This is a genomic window from Jatrophihabitans telluris, from assembly GCF_023516435.1.
Classification (GTDB): Bacteria; Actinomycetota; Actinomycetes; order Mycobacteriales; family Jatrophihabitantaceae; genus Jatrophihabitans_A; species Jatrophihabitans_A telluris.
Map to the genome: position 1 here is coordinate 1,034,420 of NZ_CP097332.1, position 17,538 is coordinate 1,051,957.

General features: G+C 67.1%; 12 protein-coding genes. 7 read left to right on the plus strand and 5 right to left on the minus strand.

Annotated elements, in window-relative coordinates:
* Positions 1 to 140 precede the first annotated feature (140 nt).
* Positions 141 to 710: an acyltransferase gene (locus tag M6D93_RS04995; RefSeq protein WP_249773259.1), complete on the plus strand. Its 570-nt coding sequence runs from the start codon at positions 141 to 143 to the stop codon at positions 708 to 710.
* A 5-nt stretch (positions 711 to 715) separates the two neighbouring features.
* On the opposite strand, the gene M6D93_RS05000 is transcribed toward M6D93_RS04995, so the two are convergent.
* On the minus strand, positions 716 to 1,276 hold the full coding sequence (locus M6D93_RS05000; protein WP_249773260.1) for an arsenate reductase/protein-tyrosine-phosphatase family protein: 561 nt from the start codon (positions 1,274 to 1,276) through the stop codon (positions 716 to 718).
* Between the two features lie 183 nt (positions 1,277 to 1,459).
* Here M6D93_RS05000 and M6D93_RS05005 point away from each other — a divergent pair, with 183 nt between their 5' ends.
* The 4 genes from M6D93_RS05005 (at position 1,460) to M6D93_RS05020 (ending at position 8,452) form a co-directional block, all read left to right on the plus strand.
* On the plus strand, positions 1,460 to 2,851 hold the full coding sequence (locus tag M6D93_RS05005) for a hypothetical protein (RefSeq protein WP_249773261.1): 1,392 nt from the start codon (positions 1,460 to 1,462) through the stop codon (positions 2,849 to 2,851).
* A gap of 52 nt (positions 2,852 to 2,903) precedes the next feature.
* A complete protein-coding gene (locus M6D93_RS05010) occupies positions 2,904 to 4,784 on the plus strand; it encodes a tyrosine-protein kinase domain-containing protein (RefSeq protein WP_249773262.1) in 1,881 nt (626 codons plus the stop codon).
* Between the two features lie 539 nt (positions 4,785 to 5,323).
* Positions 5,324 to 7,801, plus strand: coding sequence for a right-handed parallel beta-helix repeat-containing protein (locus M6D93_RS05015; RefSeq protein ID WP_249773263.1), 2,478 nt, complete (start codon positions 5,324 to 5,326; stop codon positions 7,799 to 7,801).
* A 258-nt stretch (positions 7,802 to 8,059) separates the two neighbouring features.
* Positions 8,060 to 8,452: an FAD synthase family protein gene (locus M6D93_RS05020; protein ID WP_347343544.1), complete on the plus strand. Its 393-nt coding sequence runs from the start codon at positions 8,060 to 8,062 to the stop codon at positions 8,450 to 8,452.
* 12 nt (positions 8,453 to 8,464) lie between these two features.
* Here the strand turns inward: M6D93_RS05020 and M6D93_RS05025 are convergent, their stop codons facing one another.
* The gene (locus M6D93_RS05025) at positions 8,465 to 9,991 is read right to left on the minus strand and encodes a glycerophosphodiester phosphodiesterase family protein (RefSeq protein WP_249773265.1); all 1,527 of its coding nucleotides are present in this window, start codon (positions 9,989 to 9,991) and stop codon (positions 8,465 to 8,467) included.
* A gap of 299 nt (positions 9,992 to 10,290) precedes the next feature.
* Here M6D93_RS05025 and M6D93_RS05030 point away from each other — a divergent pair, with 299 nt between their 5' ends.
* Positions 10,291 to 11,427 (plus strand): hypothetical protein, encoded by a 1,137-nt coding sequence (locus M6D93_RS05030; RefSeq protein ID WP_249773266.1) that lies wholly within the window; start codon positions 10,291 to 10,293, stop codon positions 11,425 to 11,427.
* A gap of 44 nt (positions 11,428 to 11,471) precedes the next feature.
* On the opposite strand, the gene M6D93_RS05035 is transcribed toward M6D93_RS05030, so the two are convergent.
* The 3 genes from M6D93_RS05035 to M6D93_RS05045 all read right to left on the minus strand — a co-directional run bounded on the left by M6D93_RS05035 (position 11,472) and on the right by M6D93_RS05045 (position 14,573).
* Positions 11,472 to 13,130, minus strand: coding sequence for a DUF4012 domain-containing protein (locus M6D93_RS05035; RefSeq protein ID WP_249773267.1), 1,659 nt, complete (start codon positions 13,128 to 13,130; stop codon positions 11,472 to 11,474).
* Positions 13,131 to 13,227: 97 nt separating this feature from the next.
* Positions 13,228 to 13,656 (minus strand): hypothetical protein, encoded by a 429-nt coding sequence (locus M6D93_RS05040; protein WP_249773268.1) that lies wholly within the window; start codon positions 13,654 to 13,656, stop codon positions 13,228 to 13,230.
* A 302-nt stretch (positions 13,657 to 13,958) separates the two neighbouring features.
* Positions 13,959 to 14,573 carry a hypothetical protein gene (locus M6D93_RS05045; RefSeq protein WP_249773269.1) on the minus strand — a complete coding sequence of 205 codons (615 nt, stop codon included), beginning with the start codon at positions 14,571 to 14,573 and terminating at the stop codon, positions 13,959 to 13,961.
* Positions 14,574 to 14,840: 267 nt separating this feature from the next.
* Here M6D93_RS05045 and M6D93_RS05050 point away from each other — a divergent pair, with 267 nt between their 5' ends.
* The gene (locus M6D93_RS05050) at positions 14,841 to 17,411 is read left to right on the plus strand and encodes a PKD domain-containing protein (protein WP_249773270.1); all 2,571 of its coding nucleotides are present in this window, start codon (positions 14,841 to 14,843) and stop codon (positions 17,409 to 17,411) included.
* The last annotated feature ends 127 nt before the right edge of the window (positions 17,412 to 17,538 follow it).

Sequence of the window (17,538 nt, forward strand, 5' to 3'; positions counted from 1 at the left end):
CTTTCCGTTCGTATCGTTCGTATCCGTTCGGCGCGGCGGAGGCCCCGAAGTGGGCCGTCGCGTCGCGTTCGCTGTACTCAATTCGATCATGCCGTGAGCAGCGGCTCGATACGCTGTGGTTTCGAACTCGGGGAGTGTGCATGCCGAACCTGCTCAAGACAGTCAAGCGCGCGATCGGATCGCGTCGCTCGGAAATCGAGCTCGCACTGCTCTCGGTGGTCGGGATGGTGCCCGTGCATCGCTTCCGGGTGGCCGTGCTGAGGCTTTTCGGCGCCGCGGTCGACCCGCTCGCCATCGTCTCGCACGGGTTTCAGGTCCGCGGCCCGGCCCGGCTGATCATCGGGCCGCGCGCCAATATCGGCGAGAACGCGGTCCTCGACGCACGCGGCGGTCTGACGATCGGGCACGACGTCAACTTGTCCTCCCAAGTGCACATCTGGACGGCGCAGCACGCCTGGAACTCACCGGACTTCGACTACATCAAGAAGGCGGTCACGATCGGCGACCGGGCCTGGATCGGGCCCCGGGTGACGGTGCTGCCCGGTGCCGTCATCGGCTCGGGCGCCGTGATCGCCGCCGGTGCGGTCGTCAGTGGTGTGGTCGAGGAGTTCTCGCTCTATGCCGGGGTCCCGGCCAGGAAGATTGCCGAACGAACCCGAGAGCTCCGTTACGAGCTGCCGAGCCCGGCGGCCAAGTCGCTGTGGTGGTGACCGGTTCAGCCAGACTCCTTGGCCGGCGCGGTCAACCGCACCACAACCTCGACCGCTTCCTGCACCTCGAGAATCCGGTCCCGGACGACCGACAGCGGGCGGTCGACCGGGTCGGCGATGTCGTCGGAGTCGGGGCCTCGGTCGACCCGGCCGCGTAGCGCCGCGACGGCCTGCACCCGGGCGGCCAGGTCGGCGGGCAGTGCCGCTACCGGAACGGCGCGGCCCAGGCGGGCGAACTCCCGCAGTGTGAACGCGCGCCGCAGTAGGCGGGGGTGCTCGGCGATGATCTGATCGCGGTGCTGGGTCTCGGCGGTGAGGATCAGGTCTGCGGACTGGGCGATCGCCGGGGTGAGCTGGCGCGCCACGTGGCCGGTGGCGGAGACGTGAAGCTCGGCCAGGACCGAGGCAGTCTCGGGCGCTATCGGATACCCCACCATCGCGCGCGTGCCGGCGCTGCTGACTCGGGGCGCTCGAGCGGATCCACTCGCGGCTTCCATCCGGGCGCGGAAGATCGCCTCGGCGGCGGCGGATCGGTGGATGTTGCCGGTGCAGACGAACAGGATCAACGGTGGCGCTCCCGGCTCATGGACGACAGGCTAACAACGCACGGTGACACAAGCGTTACCAGATCGAGGGCAGGTGGGTGATTTGATCCGGCAGAATGAAGCCGTGGTGAAATTCCTACGGTGCCAGATCGCCGGCCGGGCGCGTCCGGCGGCACCGGCGTCCCCGAGCTCACGGCGATACCCGTGACCACCAGTCGAGCCGCCGCGGTCCCCGTCGCCCGTGGTTTGTCGCAGACCCCCTTCCGGCCCCGCCGGGTGGCGCGTCGGCTGAACGGGTCGGCCGACGGCCTGCACAAGCTGCTCGCCCTCGGCCTGGCCATGTTCTTCTTCTACGCCCTGTTCCTGTCCCACCTGCATCGGGTCATCACCCCGATGCTGTTCTTCCTCTTTCTCATCTGGTGGCGGTTGAGCTACGAGTCGGCTCGCCCGGGCCAGTCCCTCAAGGGCCGCGTCGCGGTGATGGCGATCTACTTCGGGGTCGTCCTGGAGGCCGGCCGGCTCATCGCGCCCGCACAGGGCTTCCAGGCCGGCATCGTCTTCGAGCGCCTGGTCGCGCTGTTCCCATTGTCCGCGGTCGTGGGCTGGCAGCTCGTGCGCACCGGCCGCTACCGCCTCTACTGCCGGGTCCTGCTCGTCGTCGCCCTGCTCACGGTGCCCTTGGCCCTGTACGAGTACGCCTCGGGAACCTCACTGCTCAATACGAACCACCTGCAGTACGTACGCAACTCGCAGACGCGGGCGATCGTCGGGGCCGATCACCCGCTGGTGCTGGCCACGCTGTTTCTGGCCCTCATACCGATCGCCCGGTATGCCCTCGACCGGTTCCAGCGCGTTGCCTGTGTCGTGCTCTTCCTCGGCATCGTCGCGACCGGGAGCAACGGTCCCAGCGGCATCGGGCTGTTCGTGCTGGTCGTCTGCCTCTTTCCGCTGGCCGCCCGGATCGTATTGTCGAATCGGGTGTTCTTCACGACGCTGTTCGCGGCGATCGTGTTCTACATCTGGTTCGGCGTGACCTACCTGTGGAGCACCGAGCTGCCCGGCACGGACACGACCGCGGTCAGCAACCAGTACCGCTCCGCCCTCTATTACCTGTTGCCCCAGATCATCCACGCACGACCGTTCGGCTACGGCCTCGGCGGCATCCCGGCGCAGACCTGGTACTTCTCCACGGAGGTCTCCGGACTACTCGACGTCTCGGTGACGGTCGATTCCGACGTCGTCTACGCGGCGGCCCAGTTCGGCGTCATAGCCTTGGGCTTGTATGCGTTCTTCTGCTGGATGGCGATCACCGCGATACCGCAACATCACGCGATCGGACTGTCGTCTATCTCGGTGAGCCTGGCGGGCTTCTTCCTCGCTCTGCACGCGTGGGAGTCGTTGGGTAGCTTCTGGTTGCTCGGGATCGGCGCGTGCGCGGCCGTAATGCGTTCGGACGATCCGGCGCTGTCCTGGCAGGGGCTCTACTCGCGCCAGCGGGTCGACCCGGGCCCGGGGGAGGACAATCGGAGCGCACCGGAGCAGCGCGCTCGTGACAAGCGTGAGCGTGTGACCGACCTCGGCGCCGACCGAGTGTGATCAAAGAGTAAATTTTCTGTATGCTATCCCGACAGCGTTTTCTGGGGGCGAAGTGAGCACGAGCAAATTCCTGACCATCCTGCGTCAGCGGTGGCCCATCGTCGTGCTCTGCGTCATCCTCGGTGCCGGACTGTCGGCGGCCGACATTGCACGTTCGACCAAGGTCTACTCCGCGGGTGTCGAGATTTTTGTGGCGACCTCAGGTGCCGGCGACGTCAATCAGCTCAACTCGGCCAACACCTTCATCCAGGCTCGGGTGCAGTCCTACGTCAACGTCTCGACGAGCCCCGCCGTTACCGGCCCGGTCCGCAAGAAGCTCAACCTCGCGCTCACCGACAGCGAGCTCGCATCCAAGATCTCGGCCAGCGCACCGCTGAACAAGGTCCTGATCGACATTCACGTCCACGACGCCTCGCCGGCGCGGGCGGCGCTGATCGCCAACGCAGTGGGGGAGCAGTTCATCGGCGCGGTGCAGGACATCGAGTCGGTCACCTCCTCCACGAGTTCGAAGGTCACGACGCAGTCCCCGGTGAAGCTGACGGTCATCCATCCGGCGCAGACGCCGCAGGCGCCGATCGCGCCGCGAAAGAAGGTCATCCTGGGCCTCGGTCTGCTGGCTGGGCTGCTGGTGGGCGTGGGTTACGTGGTGGCGCGCGAGCGTTTGGACACCCGACTGCGGTCGACGACCGACGTCGAGGACCTGTCGGGGCTTCCGGTGCTCGGCGTGGTGCCGATCGATCGGGCGGCCAACTCGCAGCCGATCGCCTTCCGCGCCGACGGGTACTCCCGCCGCGGCGAGGCGTTCCGCCAGCTGCGCACCAACCTCCAGTTCGTCGGGGTCGACTCCCCGCCCCGCATCATCTCGGTCACCAGCGCCTCGTCCGCCGACGGTAAGACCTCGGTCGCGATCAACCTGGCCGCAAGCCTCTCCGAGGCGGGTAAGACCGTCTGTCTGATCGAAACCGACCTGCGACGGCCCACGATCGGCAAGATCCTCGGTCTGCCTTCCACCGCCGGTCTCACCTCGGTTCTGGTCGGAAACGCCGACCTCGACGACGTGCTGCAGGACCTGGGCTCTGGTTTCTTCGTCGTGACCTCAGGTGCGTTGCCGCCGAATCCGTCGGAGTTGCTGGCTTCCAACCACTTCGCGTCCCTGATCAACGAGGTGGCCGAGCGGTTCGACTACGTCATCTGCGACTCCGCCCCACTGCTGCCGGTGGCAGACGGATCCGAGGTCGCCTCGAGCATGCAGGCGACGCTGCTCGTCGTTCGCGCGGGCAAGACGAATCAGGCGTTCCTGACCGAGTCGGTTGAACGGCTGAGCCGCGTCGGCGCCGTTATCGCCGGAATCGTGTTCAACATGGTCCAGCCGCCGCGCGGGGCCCAGAAGTACGAGTACTACCGCAACCCTGAGGCAGCACGCGTGGAAGCGGGCGCGCACGAGCCGAAGTCCGGCCGGCGCGAGGCCGCTGAGGACCGTCCCCGCTCCGGCAAGGGTGGTCCGGGGTCGGCGGGGGTCGTGGACGTCGCCAGCGCGCAGGCCGCGACGACCGCCAGAGGTGACGTAGCCTCGCCCGCTAGCGCGGCTGAGCCGCGCCAGCGCGCCGTAGACGTCCCGGATTCTGAGTCCGCGGCTGTGCACGACCGCCGCGCCGACGACGAGCGGCGGGCCGCCGAGCGACGCGCGGCCGGACGACCCACCCCGGACCGTCGAGGTTCCGGTCGCCGGAACGAACGTTCGCAGAGTGACACCGACATCGCCGTCGGTACCGCCGCCGACGCTGACGCCACCGCGGTGCAGGCTGTCGTTCCCGGCGTTCGGGCGAGCGACCAGACCGACGTACACGAGCGGATCGCCGACGTACCGCCCACCGCTGGGCCTGCCGACGAGATCACGCAGCGCAACCGTTCCGCGGCCCAAACCGGGCGCTGAGGCTTCCCCGGCACCTGCCGCGGGCCCGTTCCTGGGTGTCGGCGCGCCGTAATACCTACTCTCGACGTGATCTACGTCGCATTTTCTTGCGCGCCCGGGCGCTTTTGCGAGAAAGCGAACGGCATTCTTACGCCTGCGCTGACCTTGGCTTCACCTTTGACTTCATGGGCCGCGAACATTTGTTTTCCCCGTATTTCCTGAGCCTGGCGTGTTGCCGCCTCGGAGAGCCCCATACTGGACATATGGCCTATACAGGGCACGATTTAACCCAGGTTTAAGCTACCTAACGTAACAAGCTCGTTACTGTCAGCTATTGCTCCGGCCCGGCTACCGCTGGTAACGTTCCGCCAGTCACCTTTACCGGACCGTGATCCGCGAATGCAGGAGCCAATTTCCACATGAAGCACAGGTACCCCGAATCGACCGCCGCTGCCAGTGCAAGGCACCGGGTCGACCGCGCCCCTCGGAAGCTTCCGACGCCGGTTATTGCTGGCCTTGCCGTTGCTGCGATCGCTATTCCGTCGGGTGCGGTTGCCGCCGTGACGGCCGGGGGATCAGATTCCGGAACGATCACGACGCACGTCATCGCGAAGGACACTTTCAATCGGTCGGTGTCCTCCGGCTTCGGTACCGCAGATCTCGGTGGGATATACACGAATCCGAATCCTGCAAATTCCGGGACTTACGTATCGGCAGGTAAGGCGATTATCGGAGGCCTGCAGCCCGGCAAATCGTTCGGCGCCTGGTTGCCCGGCGCGTCGGCCAAGGACGAACTCAGCCAGATCGACCTCACGCTGCCTACGATCGACAGCCAGAAATCAGGTCTGTACGTCGCTCTGGAGACCCGTCACCAGAGTGATGGCCGCGCGTACCGCGGCAAGATCTACATCGACGCCAACGGCAAGGCCGCGCTGAACATCTCACGCACCGCAACCGGCAGCACCGAGACCGGACTCGGCGACGCCGCGCTTCCGTTCGCGGTGCGCTCCGGTGAAACCCTCACCGTGCAGACGCAGGTCGTGGGCACGAACCCGACCCGGGTCTCTGTTCGGGCCTTCCCGGCGGGGACGACGGCACCTGCCTGGCAGCTCGGAGTTTCCGACGCGTCGACCGCTCAGGTGACCGCGGCGGGCAGCGTCGGCGAGTGGGGCCACATGTCCACCGCCGGGACCAGCCGCCCGTTCGCGCTCAGCGCCTTCCAGGCCTGGGAGCTCGGTACCGCCCCGGTGACCACGCCGCCGACCAGCAGCGCGGCCCCCAGCACCAGCGCGGCGACGAGCAGTGCCGCCCCGAGCACCAGCGCAACCAAGACCACTGCCCCGAGCACGACCAAGGCGAGTTCTACGGCCCCCAGCACGACCTCACCGGCCCCGACCAGCACCCCGCCGGTCACTCCGCCGTCGTCCGGCTCGGTTGGCTCGGTGGCCGTCGGCGCAGCGCAGTACGCCGTCCCCTCAGGTGCGGTGTTCGTCTCGCCCTCGGGTAGCGACTCCGCCGCGGGCAGCCAGTCGGCTCCGTTGCGCACCGTTCAGGCCGCTGTCAACAAGGCAGCCGCCGGCGGCACCGTCGTGGTCCGGGCCGGCACCTATCACGAGACGGTGAGCATCACGAAGGCGAACCTCACGGTCCAGGCCTACCCCGGCGAGGCGGTTTGGTTCGACGGTTCGAGCGTGGTCTCCGGTTGGACGAAGAGTGGCTCGTCCTGGGTCCACAGCGGCTGGACCAACGAGTTCGATCACTCCGCAAGCTTCACCACCGGCAAGAACGATGCCTCGTTCATCGACCCGGCCTACCCGCTGGCGGCCTGGCCCGACCAGACGTTCGTCAACGGCACCGAGCTCGACCAGGTGTCCAAGGCCAACGCCGCCGGTACGTTCGCGGTCGACTACAGCGCCAACACCCTGACGCTCGGATCCGACCCGGCTGGTAAGGAGGTCCGCTCCAGCGACCTCGCCAAGGCGTTCCTGGTCACCGGCAACGGCGTCACGCTGCAGGGCTTCGGCGTTCGCCGCTACGGCACCCCGGTGCCGATGATGGGCGCGATCCTGCTCTACGGCGGGTCCGACACTGCTCGCAACCTGGTCGTGAGCGACAACGCCTCGCAGTCGCTGAGCCTGATGAAGGCCAACAACAAGGTCGATCACCTCAGCATCAGCGACAGCGGCATGACCGGTATCCACGGCAATGAGGCCGACAACACGCTGATCTCGAACACCTACATCACCGGCAGCAACCGCGAGCACTTCAAGCGCTCGCCGACCTGCGGCGGTATCAAGATCACCCGTTCGGTCGGGATCACGATCGTCAACAACAGCACGGTCGACAACAACTCGACCGGTATCTGGCTGGACGAGTCGGTGCGTAACTTCACGATCGCCAACAACACCAGCACGGGTAACACCAAGGGCATGACGCTGGAGCTGTCGGACACCGGCATCGTCGCCAACAACAAGGTCGTCGGTGGCGAGTACGGGATCCTGATCATGGACACCGGCAACGTGCGGGTCTTCAACAACTCGGTCAAGGCGGCGACCTCACGCGAAATCGCCTTCATCCAGGACGCTCGTCGCCAGGCTGCCTCCGGTGCCGTCGGCCGTGACCCGCGGATGCCGGTTCCGGACCCGTCCTGCCCGTGGCTGCTTCGCAACATCACGCTGGCCAACAACGTGCTCGACACCACCGGCACCTACCAGCTGATGGTTCAGGACCAGCAGACGAACATCCCGGCGGACAAGATGAACCTGTCCATCAACGGCAACCTGTTCACCGCTCGCTCGGGTAACTCGGCGATGCCGGTGGCGTGGGGCCAGTCGGACAACCGCACGATGACGATGTACCCGGTCGTGTCGGACTTCGACTCCGCCAAGGGGATGAAGAACCTGCAGACCGCCGCCAGCTCGGCAGCCAAGAAGGCGTCCGTCAGCTCGATCGACGCCTCCGCGGTGCCGCTGCCGGCCGACGTCGCGAAGGTGATCGGTGTGCCCACCGGAACCAAGAAGATCGGGACGTTTAACTAGCCCGAAACCGACTGTTACCGCAGGGCCGCGACATTGTCGCGGCCCTGCGGTATTGTTGTGTGGTCGGCGTAAGAACCTGCCGTGCGGCGTGAGTCGTGCGTCACTGTCGCGTATCAGAGCTTCTGATCGGGCGTCACTTCACCGGCACACACCAATACGGGGGTTCTGGTGACACAGCACGATTCCAACCACGAGTTCGACGGCGGGCGCAAACGCGACGGGACTCTGAAGGTCGGGTACGCACCCGGCGTCTACGACATGTTCCATGTCGGGCATCTCAACATCCTGCGCAACGGCCGGCTGGCCTGTGACTACCTCATCGCCGGGGTCGTGTCCGACGAGCTGGCCGAGCGGGTCAAGGGCAAGCGCCCGGTGGTCCCGTTGGTCGAGCGGCTGGAGATCGTCAGTCACGTCCGTTTCGTGGATGAGGCCGTGGCCGAGGACGTGCCGAGCAAGCTCGAGATGTGGGAACGCCTCAGATTCGACGTCATCATCAAGGGTGACGACTGGCGAGGCACACCCAAGGGCGACAAGCTGGAGAAGGACTTCGCCGAGGTGGGCGTCGAGGTCTTCTATCTGCCCTACACGGTGCAGACCTCCTCGACGATGCTTCGCCAGGCGCTGCACCGTGAGATCGCCCGTTCCTCCTGATCGCCTCGGCGGTCAACTCAGCGGGCTGATGCGCAGGTTGCGGAACGAAGCCGAGGAATTGGGCTGGTAGTCCTCTCGGCCGATGTGGAGATACCCACCTCGAAAACGGGAGTCGGCCGCGCTCACGGTGTGCGTCGCGCCGTCCGAGCGCGTCCAGGTGATCTGGTCGGGGCGTACCTCGAGTCGGAACGACATCCACTCACCGGCCTGGACCGCGCTCGTCCACACAGGTGTCGCGAGCTGCGTCGGGGCGGGATTGCCGCCCTCGTGGCTGAACAGGCCGAGCAGCCCGTTGGCCTGGATGATCGCGGAGTACCCGTCGGTGTCGCCGAGTTGATACTCGTAGTAGCGATCGTCGGAATGGCCGAAAACGAGGGCCAGATGCTGGCTGAGGACGTCGGGCAACACGTTCCACCGCGCCTGCAGGTCGACGCGGTACCCGCCCGAGCTCTGGGCCAGCGGTGCGAGCTGGCCCAGGCAGAGGAAGTGCTGGTTGTCGGGCACCGCAAGCGTGAGGGTCCCGTCGCTGGCCCAGTCCGGCGCCCACTTGGGCACCGCCGGTCCACGGGTGAGTTCGCCCGACTCGATCGCCCGTCCCGCCCAGCCGACCTGCGAGGCGAGCGCTCCCTGCGTCGAGACGTAGTGGTAACTCGAGGTCACCACGCCGTGAACGCCCAGATCGAAGAAGTACGCCGCCTCCGAACGCCGATGCACCGGGTAGACCCACACCGGGACCTTCGTGGCCACGGCGGTCCGAACCAGGTCCGCGCTGAGGGGCCCGGACTGCTGCTGGCTGGTCGTCGGGATGACCAGGACGTCGCGGTCCGGATCCAGGCCGCGGGCGACCTTGCCGATGAGGGCGGCCGAGACATCGCTGTCGGCGAGGTAGCTGAAGATTCCGTAGCCGGCCTTCTTGGCCTTGGCGATCACGCCGGAGGTGTGAAAGGCCTTGACCATGACCGAGTCCTGAAGCCCGTGGGCCTTGACCATCGCCATCATGGCGGGATAGTCGGCGTCGCGCTTGGCCTCGACGAGCAGGATCGCCTTGTTCCCATAGCGTTTGAGCACCTCGGAGAAGAGCGGAACCGCAGGCAACGGCTCCGCCAGCCAGCGGGCTCCGAGCTGAGGTTGGCGGATGCCGATCCTGGACAGCACGGACGACGGCTGATCGTGGATCTGGCCGGTCCAGTTCGTCGTCCGGTCGTAGGTCAGGTCATGCATGCAGACGAGCACGCCGTCGGAGGTGGAGCTGGTGCTGATCTCCATCGCCGGCGCTCCCCAGGCGATCGCCGCGTCGTAGGCCGGGTAGGAGTGTTCGGGTAGGACGTCGCCGGAGCCGCGGTGAGCGATGAAGTAGCGCTCGCCACGGGTGGACTGCCAGTGACGCACCCGTGCGCCCAAGCTCGGCAACGGTGGGCTGGTGTGCTCGCCCTCCCAGATCGCTCCGGCCAGCAGACCTCCGCCGATCGCAGCCGCCCCGCCGGCCAGCAGCGTGCGACGTGAGATCGCGCGGCGGTTCGGTTCGACGGGCGTGGGCATATCTCATGATGCCCGGCGCCCTTGCCGTCACCGGCGACCGGGGTGACCGGATGACCGCTCACGGGTAGCGGCCGGATAGGTACGTGGCAGGCGTGACTGCACAGGCTTGGGACTAACTCACGATTGCTGCTGTCGTTGAGACGAGGCGAGTGATCCTTGCCGCGGACAGGCGTTTGGAGAGACGATCAACCCGCCGACCGGAAAGATGCTCCGGCGCGGCAGTTGAAGCACGAACCCACGGGGGGGCCGTGAAAAGTCGATATCTGCTTGCCGGTTTAGTCGCAACCGTACCGGTGTTGATGCTCGCCGGTGCGCCGCCGGCGTTGGCCGCGGGGACCGTGCCGCCCACCACCGCTATCCAGCCCGCGATCCCCTTCGACCAGACGAACGGCGACATCCTCGCCGTCACCAAGGTCGTCGGCTCCGCCGTCCCGCTCATCGCCTTCGGCGGCAACTTCACCGCCGTGATCACACCTGACGGCCTCAGTCATGCCGCCACCAACTTCGCCGTAGTCGACGAGACCACCGGGACGGTCGTCTATGCCGGGAACGCGAACTCCTACGTCCGGACGATCTCCAGCTATGCGGGCGTCATCTACGTCGGCGGCGATTTCACGACGTTCGGGGGACTGGTGCGTAACCGGTTGGCTGCCCTGGGCACCACGTTCAGCGTGACTTCGTGGGCGCCGAGTTCGTCGGTGGAGATCTCAGCGGTCACGGCGACCTCTCGAGGCGTGTACTACGGCGGTGCAAGCGCCGGCATCCACCTGGCCAACTTCGCCACCGGCGCCGACATCTGGCAGCGGTACATCTCCGGCGGTCCGTGCAAGGTGATCTCCGAGTCGCCCGACGGAGCCTCGGTCTACATCGGCGGCCTGTTCGAGACCTACAACGGCCTGGCCCGGCATGGTCTGGCCAAGGCGAGCGCGGTCACGGGAGTGGTCGACCCCGCCTTCAACGCCAACTTCCGGGTCGACTCGGGAGTCGGAGTGCACGCCAGCTTCGACGGCGAGGAGGCCATCTCGCTGGCTTGGGACGGCGGCACCAAGCTGGTCGTCGGGGTGGGCGGTTACGGCGCGGACGAGATCCGCCAGCTCAATCCGCTGACCGGGGTGTCGAACTGGATGAAGTTCACGCCCGGCGACGTGCAGGGGACCGCGGTCGTGGGGGACACCTACATCGCCGGGTACCACCGGAATCAGGCCAACGCCAGCATTCCGTACCCGAACTTCGGGGCCCAGGTGGAAGCCACCAACGGCCAGCTCACCAGCTGGGACCCGCTGCTGACGGGCAACCAGGCCAATGCCGACCACGGCAACAACGGAATCCAGGCTGTCTACGCCGACCCGGTCGCGAAGAAGCTCTTCATCGCCGGCGCGTTTCTCAAGTACGGGACGGTCAGTCGGCAGTCGTTGATCGTCTTCCCCTACAGCTGACCAGGCCCGGCCAGCGCCCCGCTACCGCAGCAGCTCGGGGTGGATCAGCAGACCGGCGACTGGACGGCGACGGGAAGCGAAAGCACACCGGGTTGGCGAAGGATCTGTACCGGGCCGCGTCCGGGGTCGCCGCTGGTGACCACCGTGACCGTGGTCGTGGTGGCCCGTCGGAGTTCGACGGTCACGGTGAACACCGACAGGCCGTGTTCGCGTTGCGGAATCACCTGCAACTGTTGGCCGTTCACCACGACCGACACGATCCGGCTTCCGTTGGTGTAGTAGTAGTTGACCAGCAGCTTGTTGTCGCCGGGCTTGGTCGGATAGGGCGGCTTGTCGGCCCGGACGGTGACGTAGGCGGGCAGGCCTGATGCGGGGGCGTCATTGGTCAGCGTGAGCGTGGCGGTCGACGTGCCGTTGCTCGCGCAGGAGCTGCGCTGGTAGCGCATCGCCCGGCGCAGGTAGTAGTCGAGCTTCCCGCCGGCCGCGTTCACCGTCGTGAAGCCGGAGAACGGACGGCTGCCCGGCTCCAGCGTTCCGGAAAGACTCGTCTGGCGCAGAATGTTCTCGTCCCGGCTGTCCTTGGCCCAGACCAGCAGCCGGCCCTCACCCGAGGCGCGTCCGGCCGCGTGCACCAGCGCGGCCGACCCCGGTGCGCCCAGCAACCGGTCGGAGATGGCGCTGCTGATGTCGAGCAGGTAGTTCTTGCGCGCAGTCGTCTTGGGATAACGGGTGTAGAGCTGCTGCTGGGTCAGGGCAACGACGTTGTCGGCACTGACGTCGGACTTGTCCGGCAGGGTCGCCGGGCCGGTGACCTTGAGCAGGTAGGAGATGGCGGTCGGGTCGATGGCGACGGCACCGTCGATCTCCTGGCCGCTGTATTTGCGCCACATGGCTGCCCAGATCTGCGCGGCGTCCCGGAAGTCCGGACTGATCGTGCTGTTCGGGTAGGTGTCCCAGGGCGCGGATCCGCTGTAGCGCGCTGTGTATTCAGGTCCGAGATCGAGACCGGTCTTGACGTTGTAGAGCACCGTGTCGCTCTCGAAGCGGGTGAAGCTCAGCTTGCCGTTCTCGGCCGTGGCGATGGCGAACGCGCCGGGAATGCCCCCCAGGCCTCGGCTTTCGGCCTCGTTCTCCAAGCCGACGAAGTACCGTTTACGGCCCTCGGACCCGAGCATGTCGGGCAGGATCGAAGCCGCGCGGTTGAGTCCCGCGACCTGGGCACCCAGCGCCGCCAGGCTGTCGCCGTAGTGGTTGCGCGCCCGGTCCACCGCTGCCAGCCAGGTGTGGTGCGGCAGCGCGTTGACCTGCCGGGTGGTCGAGGTCATCGCCTCATCGGCCCGGTTGAGCACGGGGGCCACCCCAATGATCGGTTTGAGGTCGATCTGGCCTCGGTTGATGAGGTTGTTGAGGACCAGACCATTGGCCGAGCTGCTCAGCGGGGCCAGCACATCGCGGCCGACGGTGTCGGCGGAGGCGGTACAGCCGCGGACCGAGGCGATGGGCCGTCCGAGCCAGGGGATGTGCGCCGCGACCCACCACGCGGGCCCGGTGCTCAGTTGGTGTGCTCGGTGGGCGCGTTGAGCGACGATCCTGGCCGAGGCGGTCGCGCCGGCCACATCGCCTTGGGCGACCTGGCTACGCGTTTTCGTGGCCACGCGCTGCGCGTCGTCGAGTTGGTGCTTGGCCATGATGCCGGTGACCACCAACCAGACACCGCCCAGGACGAGCAGGGTCAGGACCGGGGCCCACAGCCATGGCGAAGCGAGGCTACGGATTCCCCGTAGCCTCGCCCCTCGTTGCTCAGCCGTGCCGACGACGGCCCTGCACCACGATGATCGAGCCACCGACGACCATGAGCGCGCCCAAGCCGGCGACGACGGTTACCTGGGTGCCCGTATAGGCGAGGCCGCTGTTGGAACTCTTCAGCGGCGTACTGGTCGACGCGGCGGCCGAAGCGGAGTCCGACGCGATGCCTGAAGCCGGAGCCGACGACGTGGTGGCATCGACAACCGTGTCAGTCGAGCAGGCAGCCGGAGCGGTGCTCGCGGCGACCGACGTGCCGGGCACGACGCTCGCGGCGCAGCTGTCGCTGGGCGGGTACGCGGTGGTGGCGAGTGCGGTCCCGGCCAGCGGTCCGAGCACGAGGGCGAGCGCGCCGCCCGCGACGGCACTGGCCAGGACGGTCTTTCGGCGACGCGATGGGCGCGGCGCGGACAAGTGAGTGATCATTGTTTCCCCCCGAAGTTCTGCACGCTCACCGTAACTCAATACACGCGGAACTCACAAGTGCTTCGCCCTTGTTTGTTTCATGAATTCACATCTTGCTACTCTCCGGGTTGGTGCGAATACGGAAAGTACGCAAGGGTCATCGATAATGACGAATATCACCATCTGTAGTTATTCAACTACACCCCGTGACAGAAGGTATACATCGAATTCTTCCGCCGGTCGAGCCTGCGGGTGACAACGCGGCTCGGGAATTCTGCCGCAGACGTTTGATCGAGGTGCTGACTGCGCGGCCGCAGCAGCCGTCAGGGTCCGGCCCGACGCCCTGAGCGGATCGCGAACGCGCACAGAGCGACGGCTGCCGCAGCCACCAGACCGATGATCGCGAGCAGCGTCGGCGTCGACAGGCCTCGGCTCTGGCCGATTGCGACGCCGAGCGGCGTGGGAGGTGGCGGCGGTTCCACGATGGAGGAGGGGCTGGCCGTCACCGACCCCGACGGCGCGGGAGACGGCGATGGTGATGGCTGGCCACCGGTCAGCAGCGCGCTGCAGGCGGTGCTGCGGTCAGCCGCGCGGATCACGGTCACGGGCGCGGATATGGCCTCACGCAACTGGAAAGTCCCGCTGACGTCAGCGTGAACGATGCCGATCGTGCGAAGCTCCGCGGTCACGGTGACCACGGCATCGGAGCCGAATCCGGTCCCCGTGATCTGCGCGCTGGCGCCGGAGTTGCCGATCCAGCTCGCGGCCAGCGCGCACGATTCGCGCGGCGGATAGGCCGGCGCGGCGCTGGCCGGAGCGCCCGTCGAGGTAGCCAGCACAGCGAAGAGCGCCACCGCGCCGAGCGTCGCCGAACGACGTCGCGTACGCCCGAACGCGCCGCGGACGTCTACGTCCGGCGGCGTGGAAAAGCTGTGCATCGAATCCCCCGATTTCTACATCGGAGGGTAAACGACGAAATGATTTTCTGACAACCGCTTGACATTGGACTGCGCCGCGCGTGATTGCCGTCACGGCCCGTTGGGCGATTTGACGGTGTTGCGCAGCTGTCGACGGAGATTGTCGTTGTGTTTCTGAGACATTCCTCCGGCACCGGTATCAATTCGTGCCTCCACGGCTCTTTACCCCGCGCTTATGTCGGTTACGATGTGTGGGATCAGTAAAGCTCGGGATAGCGGGGGCAACCTATGAGCACAGTTTCACGTTATTCGGCGACGGCGGCACGCCGGCCGCGGCGAGGCTTGGTGGCCCTGGTCGCCGCCGCCTTGACCGTCGGCGTGCTGAGCGTGGCCACCACGGCACCGGCGGTGGCCGACACCCTCCCGCCCAACGGCACGCCCGCCACCGTCAGCGATGACAGCCTTCCGGTCTGGCAGATCAACGGCGTCGTCTGGGCCCAGGTCGTCGTCGGCAACACCGTCTACGCCACGGGCAGCTTCACCTCGGCTCGACCGCCCGGCTCGACCGCGGGTAACAACGAGGTCGCTCGATCCAACCTGCTCGCCTACGACATCACCACCGGCAACCTGATCACGTCCTTCAATCACGCCCTCAACGCTCAGGGCCTGGCCATCGCGGCCTCGCCGGACGGCACCCGGCTCTACGTAGGTGGCGACTTCACCACCGTCGACGGCGTCTCGCACAGCCGGCTCGCCGCGTTCGACCTGAGCACCGGCGGCCTGGTCAACTCGTTCGCTCCATTGATGGGCACGACCGTGCGTGCCGTCGCAGCCACGAACACCACCGTCTATGCCGGCGGTGACTTCAGCGCCGTGGGCGGCGTCGCCCGGGCCAAGATCGCCGCCGTCGACACGAGCGGCGCGTTGACCACGTGGAATCCCGGTGCCGGAGCTCCGGTGACGGCCCTGGCGATGTCCCCCGATGGCACCAAGCTCATCGTCGGCGGTCGCTTCACCACCCTGGCCGGGGTGTCGCGCTACGGCCTCGGCGCGGTGTCGGCCGCGACCGGTCTGGCCACCAACTGGGTGGCCAACCCGGTGGTGCGCGACGCCGGCAACAACTCGTCCATCACCTCGCTGAACTCCGACGGCACGAACATCTACGGCAGTGGTTACGTGTTCGGCTCGGGGGGCAACGTCGAGGGCACCTTTGCCATCAAGGACGACGGCAGCCTGGTCTGGCTCAACGACTGCCACGGTGACACCTACAGCGCCTACCCGATCGGTTCGGTCGTCTACTCGGTGGCGCACTCGCACTTCTGCGGCAACATGGGGGCCTTCCCCGAGACCAACCCGCGCAGCTACCACCACGCGCTGGCCTCGACGACCTACGCCACGGGAACGCTGTCGCGCAACACGATCAACGGCTACACCAACTTCCAGGGGCAGCCCGACAGCACCCAGCTCGACTGGTACCCGGACCTGTCCACCGGCAGCTACACCGGTCAGGGCCAGGCGGCCTGGTCGGTGACGGGCAACGCCCAGTACGTCGTGCTCGCCGGCGAGTTCCCGATCGTCAACGGCAAGGCCCAGCAGGGACTGGCCCGTTTCGCGGTCGCAAACCTGGCCACGAACAAGCTCGGCCCGACCGCGTCCGCCAAGATCACGCCGACTGCCAGCATGCAGAACAGCACCTCGATCAAACTGACTTGGGGCACGACCTGGGACCCGGACAACGGCGCGTTGACCTACAAGGTCTACCGCGACGGCAGCACGATCGCGCTCAACTCGCGCACCGTGGACACCCGCTTCTGGACCGCGCCGAACCCGACCCAGGCCTTCACCGACACCAACGTGCCCAACGGCTCGCACACCTATGTGATCAAGGTCAGCGACGGCTGGGGCAACACGATCGCCAGCGCTGCCTCCAACGTCGTCACGATCGCCGGTTCGAACAACGCCCCGACGGCGTCGTTCACCAACGCCTGCACGGCGCTCGACTGCACCTTCGACGGATCGGCCTCATCCGACAGTGATGGCTCGATCAGCTCCTACGCCTGGGACTTCGGCGACTCGACGACGGCCGCCGGTCCCACCCCGGCGCACAGCTACAGCGCCGCGGGCACGTACACGGTGACGCTGACCGTCACCGACAACCTGGGTGCGACGGGGCAGCAGTCCACCGCGGTAACCGTCGTGCAGGGCAACCCGTTGCCCCCGGGCGCGTTCGCCTACGACACCTTCGACCGCACCGTTGCCTCCGGATGGGGCGGGGCGATCCTGGGCGGAGCCTGGTCGGGATCGACCGGTGCGCTGAGCGTGACTCCGGGAGCCGGCAACCTGACGCTCAACACCCCGGCAGGGTCGGCCTCCGCCTACCTCGCATCCACCGCCCACGCCGACAGCGTCGTGACGGCCGCCGTCTCGCTGAACCAGCTCGCGACCGGTGGCGGTTCCTACTTCGGCCTGCTGGCCCGTCGTCTGGACACCACGCACAACTACACCGGTCGGGTGCGGATCACCAGCGCCGGTGCCGTTCTGGTGTCACTGACCAAGTTGGACGGATCGTCGACCGCGGTCACGCTGGGAACGGAAAAGGGCGTCGCCGGTCTCACGTACACCCCGGGCAGCAAGCTCGATCTGCAGCTGGCGGTCACGACCTCCGGCGGGCTCAACCACCTGAGCGTCACCGCCTGGGCCGACGGCACGCCCCAGCCGGCCGCGCAACTGAGCTTCGACGACACCAGCACCGCGCTGCAGGCCGCCGGCGCTGTCGGTGCCTGGGGTTACCTGTCGGGTAGCTCGACCGTCACCGGCATCGTGAACTCCGTGTCGGCGTTCCAGGCCGTCGCTCCGTAGTTCCGCGGCTGGGCCGAACCGTCCGGCGAATGGGCAGTTCAGGCGCGAATGGGCGGTTTCAACCGCCCATTCGCCGCCGGACTGCCCATTCGCGATCGGGGGGAGGGACAGGCCGGTGGAGGACGTA

Bases quoted from the DNA above. Each gene is read 5' to 3' on its own strand.
- M6D93_RS04995 (WP_249773259.1), top strand. From the start codon at position 141: ATGCCGAACCTGCTCAAGACAGTCAAGCGCGCGATCGGATCGCGTCGC.
- M6D93_RS05020 (WP_347343544.1), top strand. From the start codon at position 8,060: ATGTTCCATGTCGGGCATCTCAACATCCTGCGCAACGGCCGGCTGGCC.
- M6D93_RS05025 (WP_249773265.1), bottom strand. From the start codon at position 9,991: ATGCCCACGCCCGTCGAACCGAACCGCCGCGCGATCTCACGTCGCACG.
- M6D93_RS05030 (WP_249773266.1), top strand. From the start codon at position 10,291: ATGCTCGCCGGTGCGCCGCCGGCGTTGGCCGCGGGGACCGTGCCGCCC.
- M6D93_RS05040 (WP_249773268.1), bottom strand. From the start codon at position 13,656: ATGATCACTCACTTGTCCGCGCCGCGCCCATCGCGTCGCCGAAAGACC.
- M6D93_RS05045 (WP_249773269.1), bottom strand. From the start codon at position 14,573: ATGCACAGCTTTTCCACGCCGCCGGACGTAGACGTCCGCGGCGCGTTC.
- M6D93_RS05050 (WP_249773270.1), top strand. From the start codon at position 14,841: ATGAGCACAGTTTCACGTTATTCGGCGACGGCGGCACGCCGGCCGCGG.